This window comes from Streptomyces sp. NRRL S-646 (assembly GCF_000720765.1).
Classification (GTDB): Bacteria; Actinomycetota; Actinomycetes; order Streptomycetales; family Streptomycetaceae; genus Streptomyces.
On record NZ_JODC01000029.1, the window covers coordinates 16563 to 41834 of the forward strand.

General features: G+C 70.2%; 18 protein-coding genes and 1 pseudogene. 10 read left to right on the forward strand and 9 right to left on the reverse strand.

Going from position 1 to position 25272, the window contains the following annotated elements; translation table 11 throughout:
* Positions 1-158 precede the first annotated feature (158 nt).
* Together IH68_RS0144395 and IH68_RS50875 are read right to left on the reverse strand one after the other, a co-directional pair.
* The gene (locus IH68_RS0144395; protein WP_030948188.1) at positions 159-2108 is read right to left on the reverse strand and encodes an APC family permease; all 1950 of its coding nucleotides are present in this window, start codon (positions 2106-2108) and stop codon (positions 159-161) included.
* Between the two features lie 351 nt (positions 2109-2459).
* Positions 2460-3026: a cation:proton antiporter gene (locus IH68_RS50875; protein ID WP_051834040.1), complete on the reverse strand. Its 567-nt coding sequence runs from the start codon at positions 3024-3026 to the stop codon at positions 2460-2462.
* Between the two features lie 553 nt (positions 3027-3579).
* Between IH68_RS50875 and IH68_RS0144405 the strand changes: the two genes are divergently transcribed.
* Entirely contained in the window at positions 3580-5442 is a 1863-nt protein-coding gene (locus IH68_RS0144405; RefSeq protein WP_051834041.1) for an NAD-binding protein, read from the forward strand.
* 77 nt (positions 5443-5519) lie between these two features.
* On the opposite strand, the pseudogene IH68_RS59295 reads toward IH68_RS0144405, so the two are convergent.
* Positions 5520-5579: pseudogene (locus IH68_RS59295) on the reverse strand (hypothetical protein); the annotation flags it as partial.
* Positions 5580-6092: 513 nt separating this feature from the next.
* Here IH68_RS59295 and IH68_RS0144410 point away from each other — a divergent pair.
* The 4 genes from IH68_RS0144410 to IH68_RS0144425 are packed head-to-tail and all read left to right on the forward strand — an operon-like array spanning position 6093 to position 10335.
* Positions 6093-7388 carry an extracellular solute-binding protein gene (locus IH68_RS0144410; protein WP_030948194.1) on the forward strand — a complete coding sequence of 432 codons (1296 nt, stop codon included), beginning with the start codon at positions 6093-6095 and terminating at the stop codon, positions 7386-7388.
* 6 nt (positions 7389-7394) lie between these two features.
* Positions 7395-8411 (forward strand): carbohydrate ABC transporter permease, encoded by a 1017-nt coding sequence (locus IH68_RS0144415; protein ID WP_030948197.1) that lies wholly within the window; start codon positions 7395-7397, stop codon positions 8409-8411.
* Between the two features lie 53 nt (positions 8412-8464).
* Positions 8465-9229, forward strand: coding sequence for a carbohydrate ABC transporter permease (locus tag IH68_RS0144420; protein WP_234341795.1), 765 nt, complete (start codon positions 8465-8467; stop codon positions 9227-9229).
* A gap of 53 nt (positions 9230-9282) precedes the next feature.
* Positions 9283-10335: an endo-1,4-beta-xylanase gene (locus IH68_RS0144425; RefSeq protein WP_030948202.1), complete on the forward strand. Its 1053-nt coding sequence runs from the start codon at positions 9283-9285 to the stop codon at positions 10333-10335.
* A 61-nt stretch (positions 10336-10396) separates the two neighbouring features.
* On the opposite strand, the gene IH68_RS0144430 is transcribed toward IH68_RS0144425, so the two are convergent.
* From IH68_RS0144430 to IH68_RS0144440, 3 genes are all read right to left on the reverse strand, one after another.
* Positions 10397-11443, reverse strand: coding sequence for a LacI family DNA-binding transcriptional regulator (locus IH68_RS0144430; RefSeq protein WP_030948204.1), 1047 nt, complete (start codon positions 11441-11443; stop codon positions 10397-10399).
* Positions 11444-11586: 143 nt separating this feature from the next.
* Positions 11587-11793: a DUF5999 family protein gene (locus IH68_RS0144435; protein WP_030948207.1), complete on the reverse strand. Its 207-nt coding sequence runs from the start codon at positions 11791-11793 to the stop codon at positions 11587-11589.
* 384 nt (positions 11794-12177) lie between these two features.
* Entirely contained in the window at positions 12178-12762 is a 585-nt protein-coding gene (locus IH68_RS0144440; protein ID WP_030948210.1) for a hypothetical protein, read from the reverse strand.
* A 553-nt stretch (positions 12763-13315) separates the two neighbouring features.
* Between IH68_RS0144440 and IH68_RS0144445 the strand changes: the two genes are divergently transcribed.
* Entirely contained in the window at positions 13316-14833 is a 1518-nt protein-coding gene (locus IH68_RS0144445) for a glutamate-cysteine ligase family protein (RefSeq protein WP_030948214.1), read from the forward strand.
* A gap of 110 nt (positions 14834-14943) precedes the next feature.
* Here the strand turns inward: IH68_RS0144445 and IH68_RS0144450 are convergent, their stop codons facing one another.
* Positions 14944-16704, reverse strand: a complete 1761-nt coding sequence (locus tag IH68_RS0144450) for a substrate-binding and VWA domain-containing protein (protein WP_030948217.1) — start codon at positions 16702-16704, stop codon at positions 14944-14946.
* A gap of 186 nt (positions 16705-16890) precedes the next feature.
* Here IH68_RS0144450 and IH68_RS0144455 point away from each other — a divergent pair, with 186 nt between their 5' ends.
* Positions 16891-17691 (forward strand): CPBP family intramembrane glutamic endopeptidase, encoded by an 801-nt coding sequence (locus tag IH68_RS0144455; protein WP_030948220.1) that lies wholly within the window; start codon positions 16891-16893, stop codon positions 17689-17691.
* An 18-nt stretch (positions 17692-17709) separates the two neighbouring features.
* Here the strand turns inward: IH68_RS0144455 and IH68_RS0144460 are convergent, their stop codons facing one another.
* Positions 17710-18519, reverse strand: a complete 810-nt coding sequence (locus IH68_RS0144460; protein WP_030948222.1) for a PhzF family phenazine biosynthesis protein — start codon at positions 18517-18519, stop codon at positions 17710-17712.
* A gap of 143 nt (positions 18520-18662) precedes the next feature.
* On the opposite strand from IH68_RS0144460, the gene IH68_RS0144465 reads away from it, so the two are divergent.
* A complete protein-coding gene (locus tag IH68_RS0144465) occupies positions 18663-19448 on the forward strand; it encodes a cyclase family protein (protein ID WP_030948225.1) in 786 nt (261 codons plus the stop codon).
* Positions 19445-21085, forward strand: a complete 1641-nt coding sequence (locus IH68_RS0144470; RefSeq protein WP_030948228.1) for a thiamine pyrophosphate-binding protein — start codon at positions 19445-19447, stop codon at positions 21083-21085. Before IH68_RS0144465 ends, IH68_RS0144470 begins: the two co-directional genes overlap by 4 nt.
* Positions 21086-21191: 106 nt before the next feature.
* Here the strand turns inward: IH68_RS0144470 and IH68_RS0144475 are convergent, their stop codons facing one another.
* Positions 21192-22088, reverse strand: coding sequence for an aminoglycoside phosphotransferase family protein (locus tag IH68_RS0144475; protein ID WP_030948231.1), 897 nt, complete (start codon positions 22086-22088; stop codon positions 21192-21194).
* Between the two features lie 421 nt (positions 22089-22509).
* Between IH68_RS0144475 and IH68_RS0144480 the strand changes: the two genes are divergently transcribed.
* On the forward strand, positions 22510-24522 hold the full coding sequence (locus IH68_RS0144480) for an alpha/beta hydrolase family protein (protein ID WP_030948234.1): 2013 nt from the start codon (positions 22510-22512) through the stop codon (positions 24520-24522).
* Positions 24523-25272 lie beyond the last annotated feature (750 nt).

Sequence of the window (25272 nt, forward strand, 5' to 3'; positions counted from 1 at the left end):
ATGTGCGGCTCCGCCGCGGGCTCGATCTGCCTCGATCAGCCGTCGATCGTCTGCCGTGCCGTCGTGGCTGGGCGCGCCCCGCGGCGGAGCCGCACATCGATACAGCCCCGCGCCCCTTCAGGGCGCCTCCGCGGCGGAGCTGTACAGGGAAGCCTTGTTCAGCCCGTGTGGACGCGTGGCCTGCGGGCCCGGTCAGGTTCTGCCTCGCGCAGGACCTCTCGGGTGACCGGGGCGACCTCGCCCTGGCCGAAGAGGAAGAAGCGCAGGAAGTTGGCGAAGGGGTTTCCCTCGGTCCACTCGAAGTAGATGTGCGGGGTGCACTTGGTGGAGTCGCGGACGTGCAGGAGCAGGGCAGCCAGCGCGTTCGGGATGGAGGAGGACTCCAGGGTCAGCACCCGGTAGCGGTTGTGCAGGACCTCGCCGCGCACCGTCAGGCCCGCCTCGAACTCGGAGGGGTCGATGACCGTGACCTCGACGAAGACGAAGTCCTCGCCGGGGATGTCGTTGTCGTTCTGGATCTGCTCGATCTTGTCGCGGTACTCGGCCTTGTCCCGTTTGTCGGGTTCGTTGGCGATGAAGCGGATCTTGCGGCTGGACATATCGCGGATGAAACGTTCCGCCATGTCGTCCAGGCTCACGCTGGTCACGCGCAGCTCGAAGGCCCGGGCCAGTCGGGACAGCAGGGAGACCAGGATGATGCCGGCGATGAAGCAGGCGCCGATCTTGACGCCGTCCGGGCGCTCGATGACGTTTGCCACGGTGACGTAGAGCAGGACCGCCGAGACGGTGGCGAAGCCGATGGTCCAGTTCCGTTGCTGCGCGCGGCGGGCGGCGATGGTCACCGCGATCGCGGCCGAGGACATCAGGACCAGGACGCCGGTGGCGTACGCGCCGCCCTGGGCGTCGACGTCGGCGTCGAAGATCCAGGTGACCAGGAAGCCGATCAGGGTGAAGACGATCACCATCGGGCGCACGGCACGGGCCCAGTGCGGTGCCATGCCGTAGCGGGGCAGATAGCGGGGCATCAGGTTGAGCAGGCCGGCCATGGCGGAGGCGCCGGCGAACCACAGGATCGCGATGGTCGAGACGTCGTAGACCGTGCCGAAGGCGTTGCCCAGGTATTCGTGCGAGAGGTAGGCGAGGGCGCGTCCGTTGGCCTGGCCGCCGGACTTGAACTCCTTCTCCGGGATCAGCACGGTGGTGATGAAGCTCGTCGCGATCAGGAACACGCTCATGATCAGGGCGGCGGCCGTGAGGAGCTTCTTAGTGTCGCGGATGCGGCCCTTGGGATTCTCATCGGTGTCGTCCGGGTCGCCCTGGACGTGTGGCATGACCGCGACGCCGGTCTCGAAGCCGGAGAGGCCGAGCGCGAGCTTGGGGAAGACCAGCAGGGAGACGCCGATCATGGCGAAGATGTTGCCGTGTTCCGTGGTCAGGGCGCTGGTCCAGTCGGTGACCAGGTGGCCCGCGGTGAGGACGTGCCAGAAGCCGACGGCCACGACGACCACGTTGAGCCCGAGATAGACCACCACCAGGGCGACCGCGACTCCGATCGCCTCCAGGAAGCCCTTGAGGAACACCGCCCCCAGCAGTGCCACCAGGATCAGGGTGATCAACATCTGCTGGCCGTGCAGCGTGTTCTGCAGATGCGGGTTCTCGACCAGGTGGGTCGACGCGTCCGCCGCCGACAGCGTGATGGTGATCAGGAAGTCGGTGGCGGCGAAACCGAGCAGGGTCAGGACGAACAGCTTGCCCTTCCAGAAGGACAGCAGCCGCTCCAGCATCGCGATCGAACCTTCGCCGCGCGGGCTCTCCTCGGCCACCCGGCGGTAGACCGGCAGCGCGCCGGCGAGCGTCACGATCACGAGGACGACGGTCGCCACCGGTGACAGCAGGCCGGCGGCCAGGGCGGCGATACCGGGCTGGTAGCCGAGTGTCGAGAAGTAGTCGACGCCGGTCAGGCACATCACGCGGTACCAGCGCTGCCCCTTGTGTGCGGGCTCCGGCTGGGCGTGCGGCGCCTGCTGGACGCCCTTGCCCATGTCGGACAGGCCCTCCAGCATCCAGGCGCGCAGGCGACTGGGAGGCGGGTGCTCGGTCGTGGCCATCGGCGTGCTCCTGATGTGCGGCTCAGCGTGTGGATTCCGGCCATCACGCGGACGGCGGCACCAGCGTAAGCGGAGAGTGACGCATGGGCCCACGGATGAGGGGGGTGACGGCGTCAAGCTTCCGTTAAGACTCGCTGCTCGGCTGGAGTGGCGCCCAGGAAGGGGCCTTATGGGACAGTTGGCGGTCGATTGGGCCTTCTGAGGGAGGAGGCCTGACGATCGCGACCGGATACCCAGCGTCATGGCGCGTGTGGAGGCGACGGACATCAATCGGCGGCAGTTCGCGGACTCGGTGCGGGAGGAACGGTCGGTGGTGGGTGGGGTGCTGGTCATGGGTGGGGCCGTCGTGGCTCAGATGTCCGTGAGGCGGACTTCCTCCAGATCCAACGACTGCTGGAGCCTCCTGCGCGTCGTGTTGCTGATGGCGTGTTCGTCGTACAGGCGCTGCAGCTCCACTGCCTCGAAGGCGATGAGGTCGCGGCGCAGCTGGCGGTAGACCAGGTCGGCGGGGGCGCTTTGGCCGGTGGGGTCTGTGAGGCGGTCGCGGGCGTCGTCGAGGCGGGCGGTGAGGCCGCGGCGGAGGCGGTCGAGAACGACCTCGGGGACGGCCTCCAGCTCGGAGAGTTCCGTCAGGCGCCGGATGCCCGCGTCGGCGAGGCGGCAGCGGGCCGCGGCCTCCTCGCGCTCCGTGTGGTCGGGTTCGAGGGCGATGCCGGAGCGCCGGACCACGGGGGCCAGGGTGAAGCCCTGGACGACGAGGGTGACGACCACGACCGAGGTGGTCAGGACCAGTACCGGGGGGCGGTCCGCGGGCGCCGCGCCACTTTTCGTGGTCTCCGGGATGGAGACCGCCGCGGCCAGGGGGACGACGCCCCGGGTGCCCGCCCAGGTCAGCACCATCGGGACCCGCCAGTTCATGGGACGGATGCCGCCAGGACAAATCCTCCGCGCTCGCGTACAGCAGCGGGGGCAGTACGACCAGGCCGATGATCTCGGGGCTGGTCTCGATCTCGGGGGTGCCCGGCAACAGGGCCACGGCGAGGCCGGCGACGACCGGCAGGGACGGTGCGGGGATGCGCCGACGGTGCGCGAAGGTGGCCACCACGGTGGCCAGTACGACCAGTGCGAGTACCGTGCCGACGCTGCGCATGCCTTCCCCCTGGGGCTTTCACGGGAGCCAGCGTGGCTCCCGGCCGACCAGACTTCCCGGCACACCGCTTTCAGCCTGTCCGCCCCGCGCACGTCAAGGCAGTGTCAACGCTCTTGACGTGGGCTGTGGCGGCTGACCTGGACCGTGGCGGCTGACCCGGGTCGGTGCGGCGTCGGGGGCGGATGTTGTTGGCATGTTCTTGGCAAACTCTTGGATCCCGGGCGGCCTCCCGCCGGAACTGCCCTCGCGAGCTGCGGCGTTCTGCCTGATGTGACATCGACTCTCCCCATCCGCATACCCCCCGGCCAGAGATCGCAGCACATGGTGATCTGCGGCGACGACGCTCTCGCGCACCGGCTCGCCGTCGAACTGGACGCCGTGTGCGGGGAGATCGTCACCGTCGTGCTGCCGTCCGCCAGCGACGAGCGCGGCGCGGAGATCGCCGCGCTGCACGAGGACCCGCACTCCCCGGTCGAGCTGCACGTCTCCGTCCGGCCCGACGAGCGGGCCCTGCGGGCGGCGGGTGTCGAGCGGGCCGCCGCGCTCGCCCTGACCTACCGGGACGACCAGGTCAACATGACCGCGGCGCTGCTCGCCCGGACCATCAACCCCTCGGTGCGGCTGGTCGTCCGTATGTTCAACCGCGAACGCGGCCGCCATCTGGAGCGGCTGCTGGACCGGGCGGCGGGACTGTGCGACGACCTCGCCCAGGACACCTCCACCACGGTGCTCTCCGATGCCGACACCGCCGTACCGGAGCTCGTGGCGGCCGCCGCTCTGGGCCACGGCCACACCCTCCAGGTCGAGGGCAAGGTGTTCCGCGGTGTCGTACGGCCCGCAGGGTCCCCGTCGAACGTCACCGACCTGGCCACTCTGGCCGTCCTGTCCGGCGCCCACCAGGACGACCCGGCCAGCCAGGACAGCGCGGAGACGCCCGGCGAGGAGGGCACCCAGCTGCTGCCCGACACCCGGACCGCCCACCACCGGCAGTTCACGCACGGCCGGCTGATGCTGGAGGAGGTGACCCACCACGCGTCCGAAGCGACCGCCCGCGCGCGGCGCCCGCACCCCCGACGGTGGCTTCGGGCACGGCTCGCACACCTGCCGTGGAAGGTCTTCCTGTCCCACCAACTCGCGGCCGTCTACGGGGCGTTGACGGCGGTTGTCCTCGCGCTGGCGACCGCCACCGCGCTCTTCGCCGACGAGCATCCGTGGTGGAAGAACTTCTATCTGCCGCTGCTGGACATCTTCACCATGGGCGACCCGGCCACCGAGGAGTCGGTGGCCCGGCGAGTCCTCCAACTCCTGGCCGGTTTCGTGGGGTTGGCCGTACTCCCGCTCGTGGTCGCCGCGACCATGAACGCCACCGAGGCCTTCCGCACCGCCTCGGCGAGTCATCCGCCCGACGACGGCGTGAACGGCCACATCGTGCTGGTCGGGCTGGGGATGGTCGGCACCCGGGTGCTGGACCGGCTGCGCGCCACCGACCACCAGGTGGTGGCCATCGAACGCGACCCGCACGCCCGCGGCGTCGCCCTCGCCCGCCAGCTCGGCACTCCGCTGATCCTGGAGGACGCCACGGCCCCCGGTGTGCTCGAACTGGCCCGCGTCCGGCAGAGCGGCTCGCTGCTCGTCCTCACCCGCGACGACGGCCAGAACCTCGACATCGTCATGGCCGTGCGGGAGACCAACCCCGCCGTGCGGGTGGTGACGCGCCTGTACGACGACGCGTTCGCAGCCACCGTCCAGCGCACGCTGCGCGCCTCCTACCCGGACGCCCTCACCCGGAGCAGAAGCGTTTCCGCGCTGGCTGCGCCCTCGTTCGCCGCCGCGATGATGGGCCGCCATGTGCTGGGGGTGATGCCGGTGGAGCGGGGCTCGCTGCTGTTCACCTGCGTGGACGTGGCCGGGCATCCTGAGCTGGAGGGGCGCTCCGTGCACGAGGCGTTCCGGGAGAACGAATGGCGTGTGCTGGCCGTCGGGGCCGCCGCCGGGCCGCTCCCCGCGTCGGAGGCCGAGGACGGCCTCACCGGGCTGCATCCCGGCCGGACGGGCTTCGACTGGCGTCCCGCGCAGGGGCGGATCCTGCGGCCGGGCGACCGTGTCGTCCTGGCGACGACGCGGCGCGGCCTTGACATCCTGATGACGGGGGTACGGCCGCGTTCCGCGGACCGGCGGCAGTAACTGCGGCTGAGCGCTGTGCGGTGATGCGCCGTCAGGGTGCCCGCGACGAACTTCGCGTAGGCGGCGTACGCGAGCCAGAGGGCTCCGAAGGAGGAGAACGCGGTCGCGCCGAAGGTGTTGCCCTTGCGAACCTCCACATGCCGGCCAGCAGTTGAGCAAGTCCGCCGTAGAAGAGTGCGATGCGAGGGGGAGGACCACCGCGACCAGTTTCTTGTCGATGATCAGGTCTGCGTTGAAGACACTGAGGGCGAACGTCGTCATGGCGAAGGCGCCGAGACCGAGCGGGCCGGGGGCGGCGATCGTGTCGGGGTTCGAAGCTGGTGTGCCCACCTCCGCGTTCCTTTTTGCGGCCGGTGGACGCGCGTATCGCCGAACGGTGTGAACCGGGCACTGAACGGTCCTGGTTGTTTCGTAATGTTCGCCCGTTCCGCCGAATGTTTCGCACCCTGCTTGGTGTGAAGCGTATGTGGTTGAGAGCAACGAGCCGCGATGGCGTGCACGTTCTCCGCAGATTCACCGCGTACAAGGGGTTGCCACCGTTTGGGAGCTGTCTCTAGGGTGCGGCAACAACGCAGCTTTCTGGATCATCTCCGAAACTTTCGGTCCAGCGGACGGTCGTGGACGCGCCGTCCCTACCCAAGGAGCGCATTATGGGCGACCGGGCACTGTCCCGCCGCGGCTTCCTGGCGGCCTCCGCCGCGGCCGGTGTGGGCATGACGGCACTGAGCGGATGCGGCGGAGACTCGGACGGAGGGTCGTCGGACGGGACGACCACCGTCGAGTGGTGGAACATCTCCACCACCGAACCCGCCAAGACCGTATGGGCCGGTCTGGCCAAGAAGTTCGAGGCCCAGAACCCCAAGGTGAAGATAAAGATCGTCCAGCTGGAGAACGACGCCTACAAGTCGAAGATGACGGCGCTGACCGCCTCCGGGAAGCTCCCCGACATCTTCCACACATGGGGCGGCGGGGTCCTCAAGCAGCAGGTCGACGCCGGGCTCGTCGAGGACCTCTCCGACAGGACCAAGCCGTGGGCCGACGCCCTGCTGCCGGTCGCCAAGAAGCCGTACATCCTCGACGACAAGACGTACGCGATCCCGTTCGACATCGGCATGGTCGGCTTCTGGTACAACAAGGCGCTCTTCAAGCAGGCCGGCATCAGCACGCCCCCGACCACCTGGAACGGCTTCCTCGACGCCGTGCGGAAGTTGAAGGCCAAGGGCATCACGCCGCTCGCCCTCGCGGGCAAGGAGAAGTGGCCCGGCATGTACTACTGGGCCTATCTCTCGATGCGCACCGCGGGCATCGACGCGCTGCAGAAGGCCAGCGACGACAAGGACTTCACCGCCCCCGGGTTCGTCCAGGCGGGGCAGCACCTCAAGGACCTGGTCCAACTCCAGCCGTTCCAGAAGGGCTTCCTCGGCGCCGCCTACTCCACGCCCACCGGAGAGGCCGCGACCGTCGGCAACGGCAAGGCGGCCATGGAGCTGATGGGCCAGTGGGCCCCGAGCGTGCAGGCCGACGCCGGCAAGGGGCTCGGCAAGAACCTCGGCTTCTTCCCGTTCCCCGCGGTCGAGGGCGGAAAGGGCGCCATCACCGAGGTGTTCGGCGGAGGCGGCGGACACGCCCTGCGCAAGGGCGCACCGCAGGCGGCCGTCGACTTCCTGAAGTTCTTCGCCTCCAAGGCCACCGACATGGAACTGGTCAAGAAGACCGGCACCCTCCCGGTCGTCCAGGGCGCGGAGAGCGCCATGTCCGACCCCAACCCCGAAGCCGTACAGGCACAGCTGAAGGCCGCCACCGGCTTCCAGCTCTTCCTCGACCAGGCGTACGCCCCCGCCGTCGGCCAGGAGGTCAACGACAGCGTCGCCGCGCTCATCGCCGGCTCCAAGTCCCCCGAGCAGGTCACGCAGTCGATCACGAAGACCGCGAAGGAAGAGCAGTAGCCGGCGATGACCTCCACGTCCTCCACGTCCTCCACGTTCCTTCCGGACAAGCGGAGCGGCCCGGGCGTCGAACTCCCGCCCCCCGCCGCGGACTTCGCGCGGGGTCGGGCCCGGCGGCGCCTGCTGAACTGGCTCACCGCGGTCGGCTTCCAGGTGCCCGCGCTGGTGCTGTTCATCGGTCTTGTCCTGCTGCCGATGCTGTTCGCGCTGTGCGCCGCCTTCTTCCGCTGGGGCGGCTTCGGGATGCCCTCCGACTACGCGGGCACCGACAACTTCACCCGGCTCTTCCAGGACGACGTCTTCCTGGGTGACCTGTGGCGCTGTCTGGTCCTGGTCGTGCTGTCGCTCGTGCTGCAGCTGCCGTTCGCGCTCGCCATGGCCGTGGCGCTCAACCAGCGGCTGCGCGGCCGGGCCGTGTACCGGATGCTGTTCTTCGCGCCGTACGTCCTGTCCGAGGCCATCACCGGCGTGCTGTTCAGCATGGTGTTCGCCCCGGACGACGGGCTCGCCGACCACGTCCTGGGCGCCATCGGCCTGGACGGCCTGGGCGGGGAGTGGTTCGCCGATCCCAACTACGTCATGGCGACGCTGTTCCTGGTCATGACGTGGAAGTACTTCGGCTTCCACATGATGCTCTACCTGGCCGGACTCCAGTCCATCCCGGCCGAGTTGACGGAGGCGGCGCTGATCGACGGCGCCGGGCCCTGGCAGCGCTTCCGCAATGTCACCCTGCCGCTGCTCGCGCCCACCCTGCGCATCAGCGTCTTCCTCTCCGTCATCGGGGCGATCCAGCTGTTCGACCTGGTGTGGGTGATCACCCAGGGCGGTCCCGACCACCACTCCGAGACGATGGCCGTGACCATGTTCCAGTACGGCTTCAAGCGCTACCAGGTCGGCTACGCCAGCGCGATCAGCGTGGTCATGTTCGGCATCTGCCTCGTCTTCGCCCTCGCCTACCAGCGGTTCGTGCTCCGCCGCGACCTCGAAGGGGCCACCACGAACATGAGGGGAGACGGCAAGTGAAGACCCTGCGCAAACTGCCGTTGCACGTCGTCCTCGTCGCCGTCGGCGCGGTGATGATCGTACCTCTGTTGTACGCCCTGCTGTCCGGCTTCAAGTCCACGGCCGAGCTCTCCCGCAACCCGTTCGGGCTGCCCGAACACTGGCTGACCGGGAACTACACCGACATCCTCGGCGGCGGGGACTTCTGGCGGCTGCTGGGCAACAGCACCCTGGTCGCGGTGGCGACGACCGTGCTGGTGGTCGCGGTGTCCGCGCTTGCGGCCTTCTCCTTCGCGCGGTTCGCCTTCCGTGGGCGGGAGGTGCTGTTCACCTTCTTCACGATGGGGCTGATGTTCCCCTTCGCAGTGGCCGCCCTGCCGCTGTTCCTGCTCCTGCGCTATCTCGGCCTGCTGGACAATCCGCTGGGCGTGATCCTCCCGCAGGCCGCGTTCGGGCTGCCGATGACCATCATCATCCTGCGCGGCTTCTTCCGGCAGATCCCGGGCGAGCTGGAGGAGGCGGCCACGCTCGACGGGTGCAGCGCCTTCGGGTTCTTCTGGCGGGTGCTGCTGCCGATGGCACGGCCGGCGCTCGGCACGGTCTCGGTCCTCGCCGTCGTCGCCAGTTGGAACAACTTCATGCTCCCGCTGCTGGTGTTCACCGACTCCAAGTGGTGGACGCTGCCCCTCGGCGTCGCGCAGTTCCAGGGCCAGTACTCGGCCGAATACGCGCGCGTCTTCGCCTACCTCGTCCTGGCGATGGTGCCCGCCCTCGCCCTGTACTCGGTCGCCGAGCGCCAGCTCGTCGGCGGCCTCACCGCCGGCGCCACGAAGGGATGACCGCGCGCCCGCGGACGTACGGCCCCGCACCACACACCGTGAGGAGTCGCACCATGCGCAAGACCACCCGTCTCAGACTCGCCGGAGCACTCGCGGCCGCCCTGGTCGCAGCCGGCATCGCCACCGGCCCCGCGGCCCAGGCGAGCCAGAAGCAGCCGACGCTCGCGGAACTGGCCCAGCGCCACGGCCGCTACTTCGGCAGCGCCACCGACAACCCCGAACTCACCGACACCGCCTACACGGCCATGCTCGGCAGCGAGTTCGACATGATCACCCCCGGCAACGGCATGAAGTGGTACGCCACCGAGCCCCAACAGGGCGTCTTCGACTGGACGAACGGCGACGAGATCGTCAACCTCGCCCGTAAGAACCACCAGCGGGTCCGCGCCCACACCCTCGTCTGGCACAGCCAGCTGCCCGACTGGCTCACCGGCCGCGAATGGACGGCGACCGAGCTGCGGGCCGTCCTGAAGAAGCACATCCAGACGGAGGTACGGCACTACCGCGGCAAGGTCTACTCCTGGGACGTCGTCAACGAGGCCTTCAACGAGGACGGCACCTACCGCGACACGATCTGGTACAAGACGCTCGGCCCCGGCTACATCGCCGACGCCCTGCGCTGGGCCCACCAGGCCGACCCGCACGCCAAGCTCTACCTCAACGACTACAACATCGAGGCGGTCGGCCCGAAGAGCGACGCCTACTACCAACTCGCCAAGGACCTCAAGGCCCGGCACGTCCCACTCGACGGCGTCGGCCTCCAGGCCCACCTGGCCCTCCAGTACGGCTATCCGACCAGCCTGGAGGACAATCTGCGCCGTTTCTCCCGGCTGGGTCTCGACACCGCGCTCACCGAGGTCGACGTCAGGATGATCCTTCCCGCGGACGCGGAGAAGCTGGCGACCCAGGCGCAGTGGTACCGGAACCTGACCCAGGCCTGCCTGGCGGTACGGCGATGCGTCGGAATCACCGTCTGGGACTACACCGACAAGTACTCGTGGATCCCGGCGTTCTTCCCGGGAGAGGGCGCCGCGCTCCCGTGGGACGAGCAACTGGCGCCGAAGCCCGCGTACTTCGCGATCAGGGAGGCGCTGGGAGGCAAGTAGGGGATTCCCAAAACGCCCCGGCGGTGCATTGGGGAGCACCGCCGGGGTCCGGCACCCCCGGTCAGGGCGCCGGGGGTGCCGTGCTCGACCGCACCACCAGCTCCGTGCCCAGCTCCACCCGTGGTGAGACGGGCTGTTCGCCGCGGGCCAGGCGCAGCACCGTGCGGACGGCCAGCTTGCCCATGTCGGCCAGCGGCTGGCGCACCGTCGTCAGCGGCGGGGCCGACCAGCGGACCTCCGGAAGGTCGTCGAAACCGACCAGGCTCATGTCCTGCGGCACCCGCAGGCCCCGTCGGCGCAGTGCCTCGATCGCGCCGAGTGCCATCTGGTCGCTGGCCGCGAACACGGCCGTCGGCGGTTCGGGCAGGTCGAGGAGGGTGTTGCAGCCGGTGAAGCCGGATTCGGGGTGGAAGTCGCCGGGGACGACGAGGGTTTCGTCGACCGTGAGGCCCGCGCCCTCCAGGGCGGCGCGATGGCCGTCGAAGCGGGCCCTTGAGCACAGCAGCCTGGGCGGGCCCGCGATGAGGCCGATCCTGCGGTGGCCCAGGGACAGCAGGTGCTCGGTGGCCGCCATACCGCCCGACCAGTTGGCGGCGCCGATGGTGGGGACGTCCAGGACGGGGGAGCCCGCCGGGTCGACGACCACCAGCGGGACACCGAGGGCGCGTAACTCCTCGTGCAGGACCGGTTCCAGCGCCGAGGTGACGAGGACGACGCCGTCGGAGGCCCGGGCCCGCAGGTTGCGCATCCATTCGCGGGCGTCGCCGGAGCGGCCGTGGATCGCCGACACCACCGTGCCGACCCCGGCCGTGTGCGCGACCTCCTCGACACCTCGGATGATCTCCACCGCCCAGGGGCTGTCGAGGTCGTTGAAGACCAGGTCGAGCAGGGCGGCGCCGGTCGCGGAGGCGGCGGAGCGCCTGCGGTGGCCGTGTCGCAGCAGTAGGTCCTCGACCCGGGCGCGGGTCTGCGGCGAGACGTCGGAGCGGCCGTTGACGACCCGGGACACGGTCGGCACCGAGACCCCGGCCTGCCGGGCGATCTCCGTGATCGTGACCTTGCCGAGGACCTCGGACGGCGCCTTGGCCCCAGCCTCGTCTGCTGCCAAATCCCCACCTCGTCGACCTGGACGGCATCGCGCAACTACGCGCAGTGATCGCCTCCGCACATGCATCGGGGCCGGTTCGCAGGGTGTCCTTGCGACCGGCCCCTCAAGTCTCCGGGTGGTGTGACGCACCGCCCGGGGGCCGCTCAGGCGGCCGTCATCACCTGGCCGGCGCCGACCGGGCGGTGCGGCGCGATGATCTGGCCGTCGGGCAGGAGCTCACCGGTGTCCTCGAAGAGCAGAATGCCGTTGCACAGCAGGCTCCATCCCTGCTCCGGGTGGTGCGCCACAAGTCGGGCGGATTCCCGGTCGGCGGAGTGGGCTGTCGGACACGGTGGCTGGTGCTGGCACATTGATGGGATCTTTCGCTCTGTCGTGATGTGTGAGATGGCTGTCTTGTCTGGCCCGCGGCTTGAAGCTCCGTTCATGGCCGCCCCCCGTAGTGATAAGTCGGTCCAGTCCCAGTGTTGCCCCACGGGCGTCAATCCGCAGGGATTTCGCAGCACCGCTTCTCACAGGTTGAGGACGCATCCCCCGCACGGACGGTTCAGTCCAACCGCACTGTCACTTCGGGTGGTTCTCGGTGGCCGGATGGGGCTAGTCCTTCCAGGTCAGGCCACTTTTTCGGCTCGTACGAGCAATTGGTTGCTCGTACGAGCGAATTGTCGGCGGAAAAGCGTCGTGGCCCGCCCCGGAATTCCGGGGCGGGCCACGAAAGGAGTGGCGACGGGCGGTGCTCAGGCGGGCGAGCCCAGTAGCGGGACGGGAGTCACCCTATGGGTGAGCACCGGGAGCAGTTCGGCGACGCGGTGCGGGCGGTGGGCGGCGATGCCGGGCGGCGCCGGCGCCAGCGGGACGAGCAGGTCCGTGGCGGCGGGGTGGCCGGTCGCGCCGTCCGCGGTGCAGTCGCCGTGCAGCCACAGTGTGAGCATGTACAGGCTGGGTACCGAGAGCAGGCGTGGCTGGTAGGGCTGGCCCATCGTCTCGGCCTGGCGCAGGGCGCGCTCGGTGGAGGCGATGTAGGGGCCTTCGAAGAAGTGCGAGAAGGCCCAGCCGTCGGGGGTCAGCATGGTGTCGGCGGCGGCCACCGAGCGCTCGCCGCAGCGGATCAGGAAGCGCCACCCGGCCAGCCGGGTGGCGGCCGCGCCCGCGGGGCTGAGTTCGTCCAGTACGTGTACGGGCAGAGGGAGTTCGGGCGTGGCGGGGCCCTGGGAGTGCAGCAGCGAGGGAGTTCGGGCCTCGCGGACCGCGGTGGGGGAACCGAGTGCGGTCAGGACGGTGCGAAGGGCGGGCGCGGGAGCCGGGGGGACATGCAGCGGCATGGTGGGTCGCCTCTCATTCGACAGGCACGGTGGCGCGAGGGCGGGGGCGGACGGCGCTGTCTGCTCACGGGACCAGAGGGGCGGGGGCCGGGTCCTGGGAACGAGGCGTGTGGGTGAGGCCTGCCGCACGTCACCTCGACGGCAGGTTCCATGACCGCGGGCGCCGACCCTCTGTCTTGTTCGCGGAGTTTATACGACATGTGTTCAGACGATGTTTCGTCTAGTCGTTTCCGGTGTACTTGGCAAGGGTGCATCCGGTCTGCGATACGTGGGAATCATCCCGATTCCGGTCCGCCCTTGAGCCGGTGACCTCGGGAAATACCCGGGCAACGGTCGGCCAATTCTCGTCGGCGTTTTTCACGAGTTCGTCGACGGCCCGAAACTGCGCCGTGCCCCATGCCCGGTGAATGTGCCACCGGTCACGTTCATCAGAGTAGCGGGCGACGTCCCCGCGCGGGGACGTTATCGATCGCCGCGGCTGGGCATCATCCCACGTGACCCCGACACCGGGCGGCCGGATCTCCGGCCCGCCCACTCGAGGAGGGACGCTTCGATGGGGGAGAAGGTCGTGGCAGGGCGGTTCGACCTGTCCGATCGGCAGCACTACCGCGACAAGCTCCGCAGGTGTCTGACGGGGCTGGAGCGACTCCTGGACGAGAAGCGGTTCGATCGCCCGAAGAACCTCATGGGGTTGGAGATCGAACTGAATCTGGCCGGTGGCGACGGCATGCCGAAAATGCTCAATGCACAGGTTCTCGAGCGGATCGCAAGCCGTGATTTCCAAACAGAACTCGCCATGTTCAATCTGGAAGTCAACATTGCCCCACATCGATTGGGTGGGCGGGTATTCGACCGGCTCACGGAGGAACTGAGGACCTCGCTGGCATATGCCCACCGAAAAGCGGGAGAGCTCGACGCGGGAATCGTGATGATCGGCATTCTGCCGACCCTCGACCGGGACGACCTGGTCTCCTCCAACCTCTCCGACGTGGACCGCTACGCCCTGCTCAACGAGCAGATCGTGGCCGCCCGCGGCGAGGACTTCGTCCTCGACATCGACGGCGTGGAGCGCCTCACCTGCACCTCGAAGTCCATAGCCCCGGAGGCCGCCTGCACCTCCGTACAGCTGCACCTCCAGGTCACCCCGAGCCGCTTCGCCGACGTCTGGAACGCCGCGCAGGCCGTCGCCGCCGCCCAGATCGCCGTCGGCGCCAACTCGCCCTTCCTGTTCGGCCGTGAGCTGTGGCGCGAGTCCAGGCCCCCGCTGTTCCAGCAGTCCACCGACACCCGGCCGCCGGAGCTGCAGGCGCAGGGCGTGCGCCCGCGCACCTGGTTCGGGGAACGCTGGATCACCTCGGCGTACGACCTGTTCGAGGAGAACCTGCGGTTCTTCCCCGCCCTGCTGCCGATCTGCGACGACGAGGACCCTCTGGAGGTCCTCGACGAAGGCGGCGTCCCCAAGCTCGCCGAACTCGTCCTGCACAACGGCACGGTGTACCGGTGGAACCGCCCGGTCTACGGCATCGCCGACGGCGTTCCGCACCTGCGCGTCGAGAACCGCGTCCTGCCCGCCGGGCCCACCGTCACCGACGTCATCGCCAACGCGGCCTTCTACTACGGCCTCGTCCGCGCCCTCGCCGAGGAGTCGCGGCCCGTGTGGACCCGGCTGCCCTTCGAGGCGGCCGCCGCGAACTTCGACGCCGCCTGCAAGGACGGCATCGACGCCCGCCTGGAGTGGCCGCGACGGGGCCGGTACGGCGGCACCATGCAGGTCGACGCGGTGAGCCTCGTACGCGACGAACTGCTCCCGCTCGCCGAGGCGGGCCTGGACGCGTGGGGGGTCGAACCCGCCGACCGGGACCTCTACTTGGGCGTCATCGACGAGCGCTGCCGGCGCCGGGTCAACGGTGCGACCTGGCAGGCGGCGACCTTCCACCGAGCGCTGGAGACGGGGCTCTCGCGGGATGCCGCGCTGGCGGCCACGACCCGGAGGTACAGCGAGCTGATGCGGGTGGGGGAGCCGGTGCACACCTGGCCGGTGGGGCTGCCGGAGCCCGTACCACTGGGCTGAGTACCGCGCCCCAAAGGGGGCGCGGCGCTGTTTCGATATGCGGCTGCGCCGCGGGGCGCGCCAAGCCCCCACCGGCCCGCGGGTTCGTCACCGTGCTTCCGGCGGAGCGCCTAGTCGCCCCGTGACCCCGCCGCCACGATTGCTTTCAACATCACCGACTGGATCTGCGACGGGTTGCTGACCGACTGGCCCGAGCCGCCTGTTGCCGCGGCGATCTGTTCGGCCTCCTGGCGGTCTGCGTCGGGGCCCACGGCGATCATGATGAGAGGTACGGGGCGCGCGGGGTCGGTGAGTTTCTGCAGTTGGGTGATGAGTTCTGAGCGGGAGATGCTGCCGGGGTCCTGGTTGACGCCGTCGGTCAGGACGACCAGCGCGTTGAACTTCCCCTTGACGTAGGACGTGGTCGCCGCCTTGTATGCGGCGAGCGTGGTGTCGTAGAGCCCGGTCGCCCCGTGCGGGACCGGCTGGAGGGCGTTGAAGGCCGCCGAGAGCCGGTCGCGCTGGGTTCCGCTGCCCTTCTGGTTGCCGAGGCGCTCGGTCGGCACCAGGACGCGGTAGTCCTTGGCGCCGTCCAGCTTCGTGGAGAACTCCCACAGGCCGATCTCGTCCTCGGGCGTGAAGGTGGCGAGGGCCTGCAGCAGGGAGCCCTTGGTGACGTCCATGCGGGACCGGGCGGTCCCCGGCACCGGCTGTGACATGGACGAGGAGGCGTCCACGACCGTGGTGAGCCGGGCGCTCTGCACGGTGATCGTCCAGGTGCCGAGGGTCTCCTGGAGCGCGGCGTCCGAGGCCGGCTGGGGCGTGGGCTCGGTGTACGGCTGCGGCCTGCTGCCGCCCGCCTCGGCGACCACCGCCTGAGGCGCCTCCTCGTCGGAGGTGCGGAAGCCGTACTTCTGCAGCAGCCGCAGCTGCGCCGGCTGCCGCAGGTAGTTGATGAACCGCAGCGCGGCCCGGCTCTCGTCGGTCGTCAGCTCGTCGACCGTGGCGAACGGGTAGTCCAGCCGCGGCGAGCCGTCCTTCGGGTAGAACATGTCCACGCTGCCGCCGCTGTCGGCCGAGGAGTTGTACGCGTACGCCGCCTGCTCGGACAGCACCAGCGCCTGGTTCCGCTTCGGGTTGCCCAGCTCGGTGCCCGAGGAGTCACGGGGCAGTGTCTCCACCACCTGGCTGTCACTGTCGGCGGTGCGCTGCGACAGCGTCTTCATCATCGCGGCGGCCTGGGTGTCGCCGCCCTTGAGCTCGGCGGCGGTCGTGCTGAGCTGGGTGAGGGCGAGCAGCCCGGTGGCGCTGCGCGCGGGGTCGGCTGCGCCCAGCCTGAGCGACTTGTCCTGCATGGCGGCGCCGACCAGGTTGACCCAGCTGTACGTCTTCTTCGGCCACCCCAGCGACTTCGCGGCCGTCGGCACCATGGCCACGCCGATCGGCGTCGAGGCGACCGCGCCCACCGGAGTCACGTCGATCGGGCCGTTGTCCGCCGTGACCCGGTCGATCCACAGCTCCGAGTCCGGCACCCACAGCTGCGCGTCCGGCTTCTTGCCCGCGGCGATCGCGTCCGCGACCTTGTACGAGTCGCGCGCGGTCACCGTGACCGCGACGCAGCGCCCGTCGGAGGTGATGTCCCTGCGCCGGGCCTGCTTGGCCGCGGCCGTGAGGGCAGGGGCGATGTCCGGCGAGACGGCGAGCCTCAGGCGCACCGGGTCGTCCTGGCAGGAGGAGCCGAACGACAGCAGCCCGCTCTTGATCGCGCCCGCCGTGCCCCCGGCGATGGCGAGGACGAGCACTGTCGCCACGGCCACCGTGCGGCGCCGCGCCCGCGGACGGGGGTCGCTGCCGCCCGCCCCATACTGATCGGGCAAGCTGTGACGTCCCATGACGGTGGTGCCCCTCCCTGTTGAACCTCGTGCCGGACTGCGGCCGTATGGCATGCAAAAGGGGAGGTACGCCCCGTACGGCGTCCGTCCCCCCTGACGGCCAAGCGCACGATCCTCGTAAGTTCTTTCGAGACCCTAGCGGGGCGGCGGTGGGGATGAGGCTGGATTACTCAACTGGAGGCAGGTGTGCAGGCAGAGGCGGGCCCGGTGGCCGATTCCTTTCCGCCGGAGCGGCCCTCGCGACGGATTCTCCGTGACGAGACACTGCTCGTTCTGGGGCTTTCGCTCGGTGCGAGTGGTGTGTCCGCCCTGATCAGCTTTGTCGGATCGGTCACGAAACCAGGGGGGCTCAAGGAGCAGGCGGCCACCCTCAACGCCTCGGCCGCGCCGGGCCGCCCCTGGCTTGATCTGGCCTGGCAGCTGTTCGGGATCACCACGGCCCTGGTGCCCGTGGCGCTCGTCGCTCACCTCCTGCTGCGCGAGGGCAAGGGACTGCGCACCATCGGCTTCGACCGCACCCGGCCCTGGCCCGACCTCGGCCGTGGCGCCGGGATCGCGGCGGTGATCGGCAGCACCGGAATCGCCTTCTACCTGGCTGCACGCGGCCTCGGCTTCAACCTCACGGTGGTGCCGGAGGCGCTGCCCGACGTGTGGTGGAAGTACCCCGTGCTGGTCCTGTCGGCGATGCAGAACGCGATCCTCGAAGAGGTCATCGTCGTCGGCTATCTGCTGCGCCGGCTCGGACAGTTGGGCTGGACGCCCGGCACCGCCCTGGTGGCCAGTTCCGTACTGCGCGGCTCGTACCACCTCTACCAGGGCATCGGTGGCTTCGTCGGCAACATGGTGATGGGTGTGGCGTTCGTGTACCTGTACCGGCGCTGGGGGCGGGTGGGGCCCCTGGTGGTGGCGCATTCCCTGCTCGACATCGGGGCGTTCGTGGGGTACGCGCTGCTGGCCGGGAAGGTGGGCTGGCTGCCGACGGCGTAACCGCCGGCAGCCCGGCTTCTAGGCGAGCAGCTCGCCCTCGATGACCGTGACCGCGCGCCCGCTCAGCAGCGTGCGGTCGCCGCGCAGCTGCGTGCGGACGCGGCCGGAGCGGGGCGAGGCCTGCAGGCCGGTGAGGTCGGTGCGGCCGAGCCGCTCGGACCAGAAGGGCGCCAGCGCCGTGTGGGCACTGCCGGTGACCGGGTCCTCGTCGATGCCGGCGTTCGGGAAGAAGCAACGGGAGACGAAGTCGTAGCCCCGGGCGGGGTCCTCGGCACGGGCGGTGGCGATGATGCCGCGCTCGGAGTACGCGCCGAGCGCCTTGTGGTCGGGGGTGAGGGCGTGGACCGTCTTCTCGTCGGCGAGCTCCAGCACCAGGTCGCCGACGTTCGGGCCGGTGTCGAAGGCGGCGCGCGGCACGGCGCCCAGCGCTTCGGCGACGCCGTCCGGGACCTCGACCGGCGTGAGCGGCGCCGTCGGGAAGTCCAGGGTGATCGAGCCGTCCTCATGGGGCGTGGCGATGAGGACGCCGCTTCGGGTCGCGAACCGCACCGAGCCCTCGTGGGCGCCGGTCGTGTGCAGGACATGGGCCGTGGCCAGCGTGGCGTGCCCGCACATGTTGACCTCGGTCGCCGGCGTGAACCAGCGCAGCGCCCAGTCGGCGTCCCCGCCCCCGGGCAGCCGGTGCGCGAACGCGGTCTCGGCGTGGTTGACCTCCAGGGCGATCTTCTGGAGCCGGTCGTCGTCGGGGAAGTCGTCGAGAAGCAGGACACCGGCGGGGTTGCCGGCGAAGGGGCGGTCGGTGAAGGCGTCGACGATTCGGATTCGCATGGCTTCGACGCTAGGGCGGAGTGGAGTCTTCCACCAAGTCCAATTCGGGGCCGGTGGACCGATTTCCGGGTTGCGTGCCTTAGCGAAGCGGCCCTCGGCTGACACCCTGTCGTTGACCGTTCAGCCCTGCCCAGGAGGCCGTCATGTCCCAGCCGTCCGTGCTCGCCGCTCTGCTCGCCGGGCTGCAGGGTGGATCGATCGAAGTCGTCGACCTCACTTCGCCGCTCTCGTCGACCACACCGGTGATCCAGCTCCCGCCCCAGTTCGGCCAGACCCAGGTCTTCGAACTGGAGGAGATCAGCCGGTACGACGACCGGGGGCCGGCCTGGTACTGGAACAACTTCCGCAGCGGCGAGCACACCGGCACCCACTTCGACGCACCCGTCCACTGGGTCACCGGAAAGGAACTCGCCGACGTCGCCTCGGTGCCGGCGGGCCGGCTGATCGCCCCGGCGGTCGTACTCGACTTCTCCGACCATGCCGCCAAGGACCCCGACTTCCTGGTCGAGGTGGACCACATCAAGGCATGGGAGGCCGACAACGGGCCCTTGCCCGAAGGGGGTTGGCTGCTGCTGCGCACCGGCTGGGACGTGCGCTCGCAGTCGCAGGAGGCGTTCCTCAACGCCGACGAGAACGGACCGCACACCCCCGGCCTCTCCGCGGAGTGCGCCCGCTGGGTGGCCGAGGAATCCCCTGTGATCGGCCTCGGCACGGAGACGGTGGGCACGGACGCGGGACGGGCGCACTCCTTCGACCCGGCCTTCCCCTGCCACTCCTACTTCCTGGGCGCCGACAAGTACGGGCTGACCCAACTGCAGAACCTCGGCTCCCTGCCCCCCACCGGCGCCGTCGTCATCGCGGGACCGCTGCCCATCGTCTCGGGCTCCGGATCCCCCGCACGCGTACTCGCCCTGGTGGAGCGGTCGTGAAGGTCGCCGAAGCCGTCGGGCGGGCCCTGGTCGCGTCGGGGATCGACCATGTCTTCGGCGTGGTCGGCTCGGGCAACTTCCATCTGACCAACGCCATGACGGCGGCGGGCGCACGGTTCGTCGCCGCACGGCACGAGGGCGGCGCGGCGACCATGGCCGACGCGTACGCCCGCACGAGCGGGGAGGCGGCCGCACTCAGCGTCCACCAGGGCCCCGGCATGACCAACGCGCTGACCGGCATCACCGAGGCCGCCAAGAGCCGTACACCGCTGCTCGTGCTGGCCGCCGAGGCGACCGCACAGCGCTCCAACTTCCGTATCGACCAAGCCGTGTTGGCGCACTCCGTCGGAGCCGTCACCGCGCGCGTGACGACCGCGCACGACGCGGTCGAACAGGCCCGCGCGGCCCTCCAGCGGGCCCGGCACGAACGGCGCACGGTCCTGCTGAACCTGCCGCTGGAGGTGCAGGCCCTCGACGTGCCCGACGCGGCCCTGCTGGACGCCCACCCCATGCCCGTACGAGAACCGGTCGAGCCCTCCGAGGCCGCGGTGGCGGAGCTGGTACGGGCCCTGGAGCGCGCCCGGCGTCCGGTCTTCGTCGCCGGCCGGGGCGCGCGCACCAACGGCAGCCGCGACGCGCTCCTCGCCCTGGCCGACCGGTACGGCGCTCTGCTGGCGACCTCGGCCGTGGCCCGCGGCCTGTTCCACGCGAGCCGCTACTCGCTCGATGTCTCCGGCGGCTTCGCCTCTCCCCTCGCGGTCGAACTGATCCGGGGCGCCGACCTGATCGTCGGCTGGGGCTGCGCCCTGAACATGTGGACCATGCGGCACGGCAGTCTGATCGGCCCGGACGCGACCGTCGTCCAGGTCGACGACGACCCGGAGGCGCTCGGCGCGCACAGGCAGATCACCCTGGGCGTGACGGGTGACGTGGAACGCACGGCGCGACGGTCCTGCGAGGCCGCCGGCGAGAGCCGCGCGGGCTACCGCACGCCCGACGTCACCGAAGCCCTCGCCGCACGGGTCCGGTGGCGGGACATGCCGTACGAGGACGAGGGCACCCGCGAGCGGATCGACCCGCGCACACTGAGCATCGCGCTCGACGACATCCTCCCTGCGGAGCGGGTCGTCGGCGTCGACTCGGGCAACTTCATGGGCTACCCGAGCGCGTATCTCTCGGTGCCGGACCACAACGGCTTCTGCTTCACCCAGGCCTTCCAGTCGATCGGCCTGGGCCTCGCGACCACGATCGGCGCGGCCCTCGCCCAGCCGGGCCGGCTCCCCGTGGCCGCCCTCGGCGACGGCGGCGCGCTGATGAGCGCCGTGGAACTCGACACCGTGCGCCGGCTCGGCCTGCCGATGGTGGTCGTCGTCCACAACGACGAGGCCTACGGGGCCGAGGTGCACCACTTCGGCCCCGACGGCTTCCCGCTCGACACGGTCACCTTCCCCGAGACGGACATCGCTGCCATCGCCCGCGGCTACGGCTTCGAGGCGGTCACCGTCCGCACGCCCGCCGACCTCAAGGCGGTGCAGGACTGGGTCGCCGGGCCGCGCTCGGCACCCCTGCTGATCGACGCCAAGGTGACCCGCGAGCACGGTTCCTGGTGGCTGGAGGAGGCGTTCCGCGGCCACTGAGCGCCGCACACCCGCATGAGGCCCGGCTCTGACCTGGGGCCGGGCCCTGCTCATGCACTGGGGCGGCAGGCGATCGTCTCGGTCTCGGCCTGCGATCGGGGCGACATCACTCCATCGACTCCAGAATGCGGTCCAGTGTCCGGCGCCCCATTCTGCTCATCGTCGGATTGCTCTCGACGTAGTACCAGACAACACCCATCGCCTGTTCGAACGCCCATGCCTTGCCGCGCTCCCACTCCAGATCGTCACAGTCCAGTGTCCGCCGGAGCACTTCCCGCGGGCCGGGCTGCAGCAGGTGCCAGGCACTGACCAGATCCAGCGCTGGGTCGGCCGGGCCGAAGCCGCCGGTGTCGAGTACGCCGCTGAGCCGGTCTCCCGCGACCAGTACATTGCCGGGAATCAGGTCACCATGGCTCATCACGTCGGCACCCGTGCGCGGCAACTTTCGGAAGTGGCTCCACACCTGGCGCAGCCGGGGCACGTCGAGCAGCCCCTCACTCTCCTCGAAGCACTTCGCCATCCAATCGTCGTGGTGAGCGAGAACGCCGCCACGATTTTCGCCACTGAAAAGCCGCCCCCGCGTCTCGGCCTCCCGCAGGGCCGCGATGAACGCCGCAAGGTCCTCGGCAAAGGCGTCCGACCCACTCGGGTCGGCATCAGAGGCGACCGTTCCCGGCAGCCATGTCTGGACCGACCACGGCATGGGGTAACCCGCTCCGGGCTTTCCCAGGGCGACGGGTGTCGGGACGGGGAACCTAGAGACCTGTGCCAGCTCCGCGCTCGCCTGGGCTTCTTGTTCCAGAACCGCCAGCGCCTCGGCAGCATCGGCCGGACGCAGTGGGAAACGCGCAGAGAGGTCGTTCCCGATGCGGAAGATGGCGTTGACCGTCCCGGTCGACGACAGGAGTTGGATCGCCTCGCCGCTCCACTGAGGGAACTGTTCTTGGATCAAGGTCGCAACGATGTCGGTGGTCACGTCCACTTGGTCATCGTGCATGGTCATTCCCGCGGGCTCCTCCCCTGGTCCAGTTCGAAACGCCCAGTCTCCATACGCCAGGGTCCAGATCAACCGAGATTTTCGGGCTCCCAGGTGTCAGCCGTTCTTGTCGTCTGTCCTGTCTCAATGAAGTTGGTCGGCCGCATGCTGCTGACCTGCATGGACTGGATTGAGTGAGACGCGTGGGCTCGGTTGGTCGAGAGGGACTGCAGGGAGTGTCGTCGCGCCGTGTTCGTCGATGCCGCACCAACTTGAAACAGCTCGGCTGAGGTTACGGCTGTGGGCCGAGCCAGACAGCGCCGCTCAGCACACGCTCATCACCGAACGGGCGAGGGCATGCCAGGAATTGGGAGTCGGGCCGCGACCCTGGAAGGCGGCGCCCGTAATCCGCTGTTCACCGCCTCCTTCGCGAGCAAGAATCGTCCGCATGTCTGCGATCCCCGGTGGCACGACCGCCTTCCACGACCTGCCCGCGTTCCTCGCCCAGCCTCGCGTCAACTCCCTTGCGCTGTCCGCCGACGGTGGCCGTCTCGTCGCCACCGTGCAGACGCTGTCGGAGGACCGGACCAGGTTCGTGTCCGGGCTGTGGGAGATCGATCCGGCCGGGGAGCGCGAGGCGCTGCGCCTGACCCGGTCGGGGAAGGGCGAGTCCGGGCCCGCGTTCGGCCCGGACGGGGTGCTGTACTTCCTGTCGGAACGCGAGGACGACAGTGAGGAGGACAAGCACGAGGGTGCCGCGCTGTGGGCGCTGCCCGGGCGTGGTGAGGCCGCCGTCGTGGCCCGGCACCCGGGCGGGATCACCGCGTTCACCGTCGCCCGGGACTCCGGCGCGCTGGCCCTCACCGCCGGGCTGCTGCCCGGGGCCGCCGACGCCGACGCGCACGGCAAGCTGCGCACGGCGCGCAAGGACGCGAAGGTCACCGCGATCCTGTACGAGGCCGGGCCGACCCGCGCCTGGGACCGCGATCTCGGCCCCGAGGCCCAGCACACCTTCGTGCGCGCGGGGGCCGAGGGCGCCGTGGTCGACGCCGGCGGGCAGGGCGTCGGCCTCGAGCACCCCGGGGACGTGGCGCTGTCGCCCGACGGGACGCGAGTGGCCTACACCCGGTTCGTACCCGGCCGGGTGCCCGCCGAGAACCGCACCGCCGTGGTGGTGGCACACGCGGCCACCGGCGAGGAGGTCTTCGTCCTGGGCGATGTGGAGCACCTCTACGAGGCGCCGGTGTTCACGCACGACGGCTCGGCGGTCGTGTGCTCGCGGATGACGTGGCCGACTTACGACGAGTCGATGGACGTGACGCTCGTCCGGCTCGGCGTGGACGGCGGCGAGGCCGTCGATCTGCTGCCCGGGTTCGACAACTGGCCTGGCGGCGCCGTCTGCTCGACGGTCGACGACACCCTCTTCTTCGTGGCCGATGTGGAGGGTCACGCGCCCGTCTTCCGGCGGGACGCGGACGGCACCGTGACCCGGCTCACCGCCTCGGGCGCGTACGGCTCGCTCTGCGTGGCCCCCGACGGGCGGACGCTGTACGCGCTGCGCAACGCGATCGACTCGCCGCCGCGGCCGGTCAGGTTCGAGGCCGGCGTCGCCGACCAGACGCCGGTCGAGCTGCCCGCCCCCGGTGCGTTCGACGCGCTGCCGGGCACCCTCACCGAGGTGCACGCCAACGCGGCGGACGGGTACCGGCTGCGTGGCTGGCTCGTGCTGCCTGAGGGCGCGTCGGCCGAGAACCCCGCGCCGCTGCTCGTCGCCGTGCACGGCGGGCCGCAGGGCAGCTGGAACGGCTGGACCTGGCGGTGGAACCCGTGGCCGTTCGCGGCCCGCGGCTACGCGGTGCTGCTGCCCGACCCGGCCCTGTCGACCGGCTACGGTCAGCAGGGCCACCGGCGCGGCTGGGGGCAGTGGGGCGGGGTCCCGTACACGGACGTGATGGCGCTGACCGATGCAACCGAGGCCCGTGACGACATCGATGCCGCGCGCACCGCGCTCGGGGGCGGCTCCTACGGCGGCTACATGGCCAACCGGGTCGCCACGAGCACCGATCGGTTCAAGGCGATCGTGAGCCACGCGGGCCTGTGGGACCTGCGGTCCTTCCAGGGCGACACCGACGTGCCCTGGTACTTCCAGTGCATCTTCGGGGACCCGGTGACCCGGCCCGAGCGGTACGAGGCGCACTCCCCGTACCTGGACGCCGCGAAGATCCGTACGCCGATGCTGGTCATCCACGGCGCGAAGGACTACCGCGTGCCGGTCGGCCAGGGCGCCGCGCTCTTCCAGGATCTGCAGCGGTTCGAGGTGCCTGCGAAGTACCTGTACTTCCCGGACGAGAACCACTGGATCCTCTCCCCGGGCCACAGCCAGGTCTGGTACGAGGCGTTCCTGAACTTCCTCGACCACCACGTCCTCGGTGACGAGTGGCAGCGGCCCGGACTGCTGTGAGCGCGGGCGGGCGCCGGACTTCGACGAGGTGGGATCCCCGCTTTTGGGCAGGAACGGACGCCGGTTCACCGCGGCCGACGCGTTGGCGGACGCCAGGTGCAGCGACACCCCGACCCGGCAGTTGGTGACCTCGCCCGCGCCGCCGGTGTACTGCCAGGGCACGCGGGTGGCGATGTCGACGGAGTGGTGGGACGGTTCCACGCCGACGAACGTGTGGCCGGCGGGGCGTGGGCCGGCTGCCGTCGTCGGCGGCCGGTCCGGCGGGGCCGCGAGCAGCGGGCTTCCAGAGTCCGGCGGTTGTACCCGTCCGATCATCTCGATCGGACGGGATCTCTGCGTTTCTGGGCTGTGCGAAAGGTCTGGGTGCGGGCGGGAAAGCGCTGCGGTGAGCAAGGCTCGCGCTTCTGCCTGTGGGCAGATGGGGAAGCATGCTGACGGGCGTTATCAGCGTGCTGGGGTGAGGCGGGCCGGTGGCGTCGATGCTGACATCGCCGCTCCAGCCGGCCAGGTGACCGTGCTGCCGGGCCATGCGGACGGTGGCCAGGACCAGACGGTTGGCCAGGTGCTGGAGGCGATCGGCGGTGGCGCGGCTTTCGGGTCTTCCACAGGGTGACGTGGAAGTCGGCGTGACGCTGGGGGAGTCGGGAGCGGCGGTTGTGGCGCACGGGGTCCGGCGCGGTGGTGGTCGCGTCCGGGGCGCGGTAGAGGCGTCGGCTGGAGGCGAGGCGCCGGTGGGGCGTGCGGGGTGCC

Coding starts and splice junctions, on each gene's coding strand:
- IH68_RS0144440 (WP_030948210.1), bottom strand. CDS start 12,762: ATGCCGCTGCATGTCCCCCCGGCTCCCGCGCCCGCCCTTCGCACCGTC.
- IH68_RS0144415 (WP_030948197.1), top strand. CDS start 7,395: ATGACCTCCACGTCCTCCACGTCCTCCACGTTCCTTCCGGACAAGCGG.
- IH68_RS0144460 (WP_030948222.1), bottom strand. CDS start 18,519: ATGCGAATCCGAATCGTCGACGCCTTCACCGACCGCCCCTTCGCCGGC.
- IH68_RS0144465 (WP_030948225.1), top strand. CDS start 18,663: ATGTCCCAGCCGTCCGTGCTCGCCGCTCTGCTCGCCGGGCTGCAGGGT.
- IH68_RS50875 (WP_051834040.1), bottom strand. CDS start 3,026: ATGAACTGGCGGGTCCCGATGGTGCTGACCTGGGCGGGCACCCGGGGC.
- IH68_RS0144425 (WP_030948202.1), top strand. CDS start 9,283: ATGCGCAAGACCACCCGTCTCAGACTCGCCGGAGCACTCGCGGCCGCC.
- IH68_RS0144435 (WP_030948207.1), bottom strand. CDS start 11,793: ATGTGCCAGCACCAGCCACCGTGTCCGACAGCCCACTCCGCCGACCGG.
- IH68_RS0144480 (WP_030948234.1), top strand. CDS start 22,510: ATGTCTGCGATCCCCGGTGGCACGACCGCCTTCCACGACCTGCCCGCG.
- IH68_RS0144395 (WP_030948188.1), bottom strand. CDS start 2,108: ATGGCCACGACCGAGCACCCGCCTCCCAGTCGCCTGCGCGCCTGGATG.
- IH68_RS0144445 (WP_030948214.1), top strand. CDS start 13,316: ATGGGGGAGAAGGTCGTGGCAGGGCGGTTCGACCTGTCCGATCGGCAG.
- IH68_RS0144475 (WP_030948231.1), bottom strand. CDS start 22,088: ATGACCATGCACGATGACCAAGTGGACGTGACCACCGACATCGTTGCG.
- IH68_RS0144420 (WP_234341795.1), top strand. CDS start 8,465: ATGATCGTACCTCTGTTGTACGCCCTGCTGTCCGGCTTCAAGTCCACG.
- IH68_RS0144450 (WP_030948217.1), bottom strand. CDS start 16,704: ATGGGACGTCACAGCTTGCCCGATCAGTATGGGGCGGGCGGCAGCGAC.
- IH68_RS0144410 (WP_030948194.1), top strand. CDS start 6,093: ATGGGCGACCGGGCACTGTCCCGCCGCGGCTTCCTGGCGGCCTCCGCC.
- IH68_RS0144405 (WP_051834041.1), top strand. CDS start 3,580: ATGGTGATCTGCGGCGACGACGCTCTCGCGCACCGGCTCGCCGTCGAA.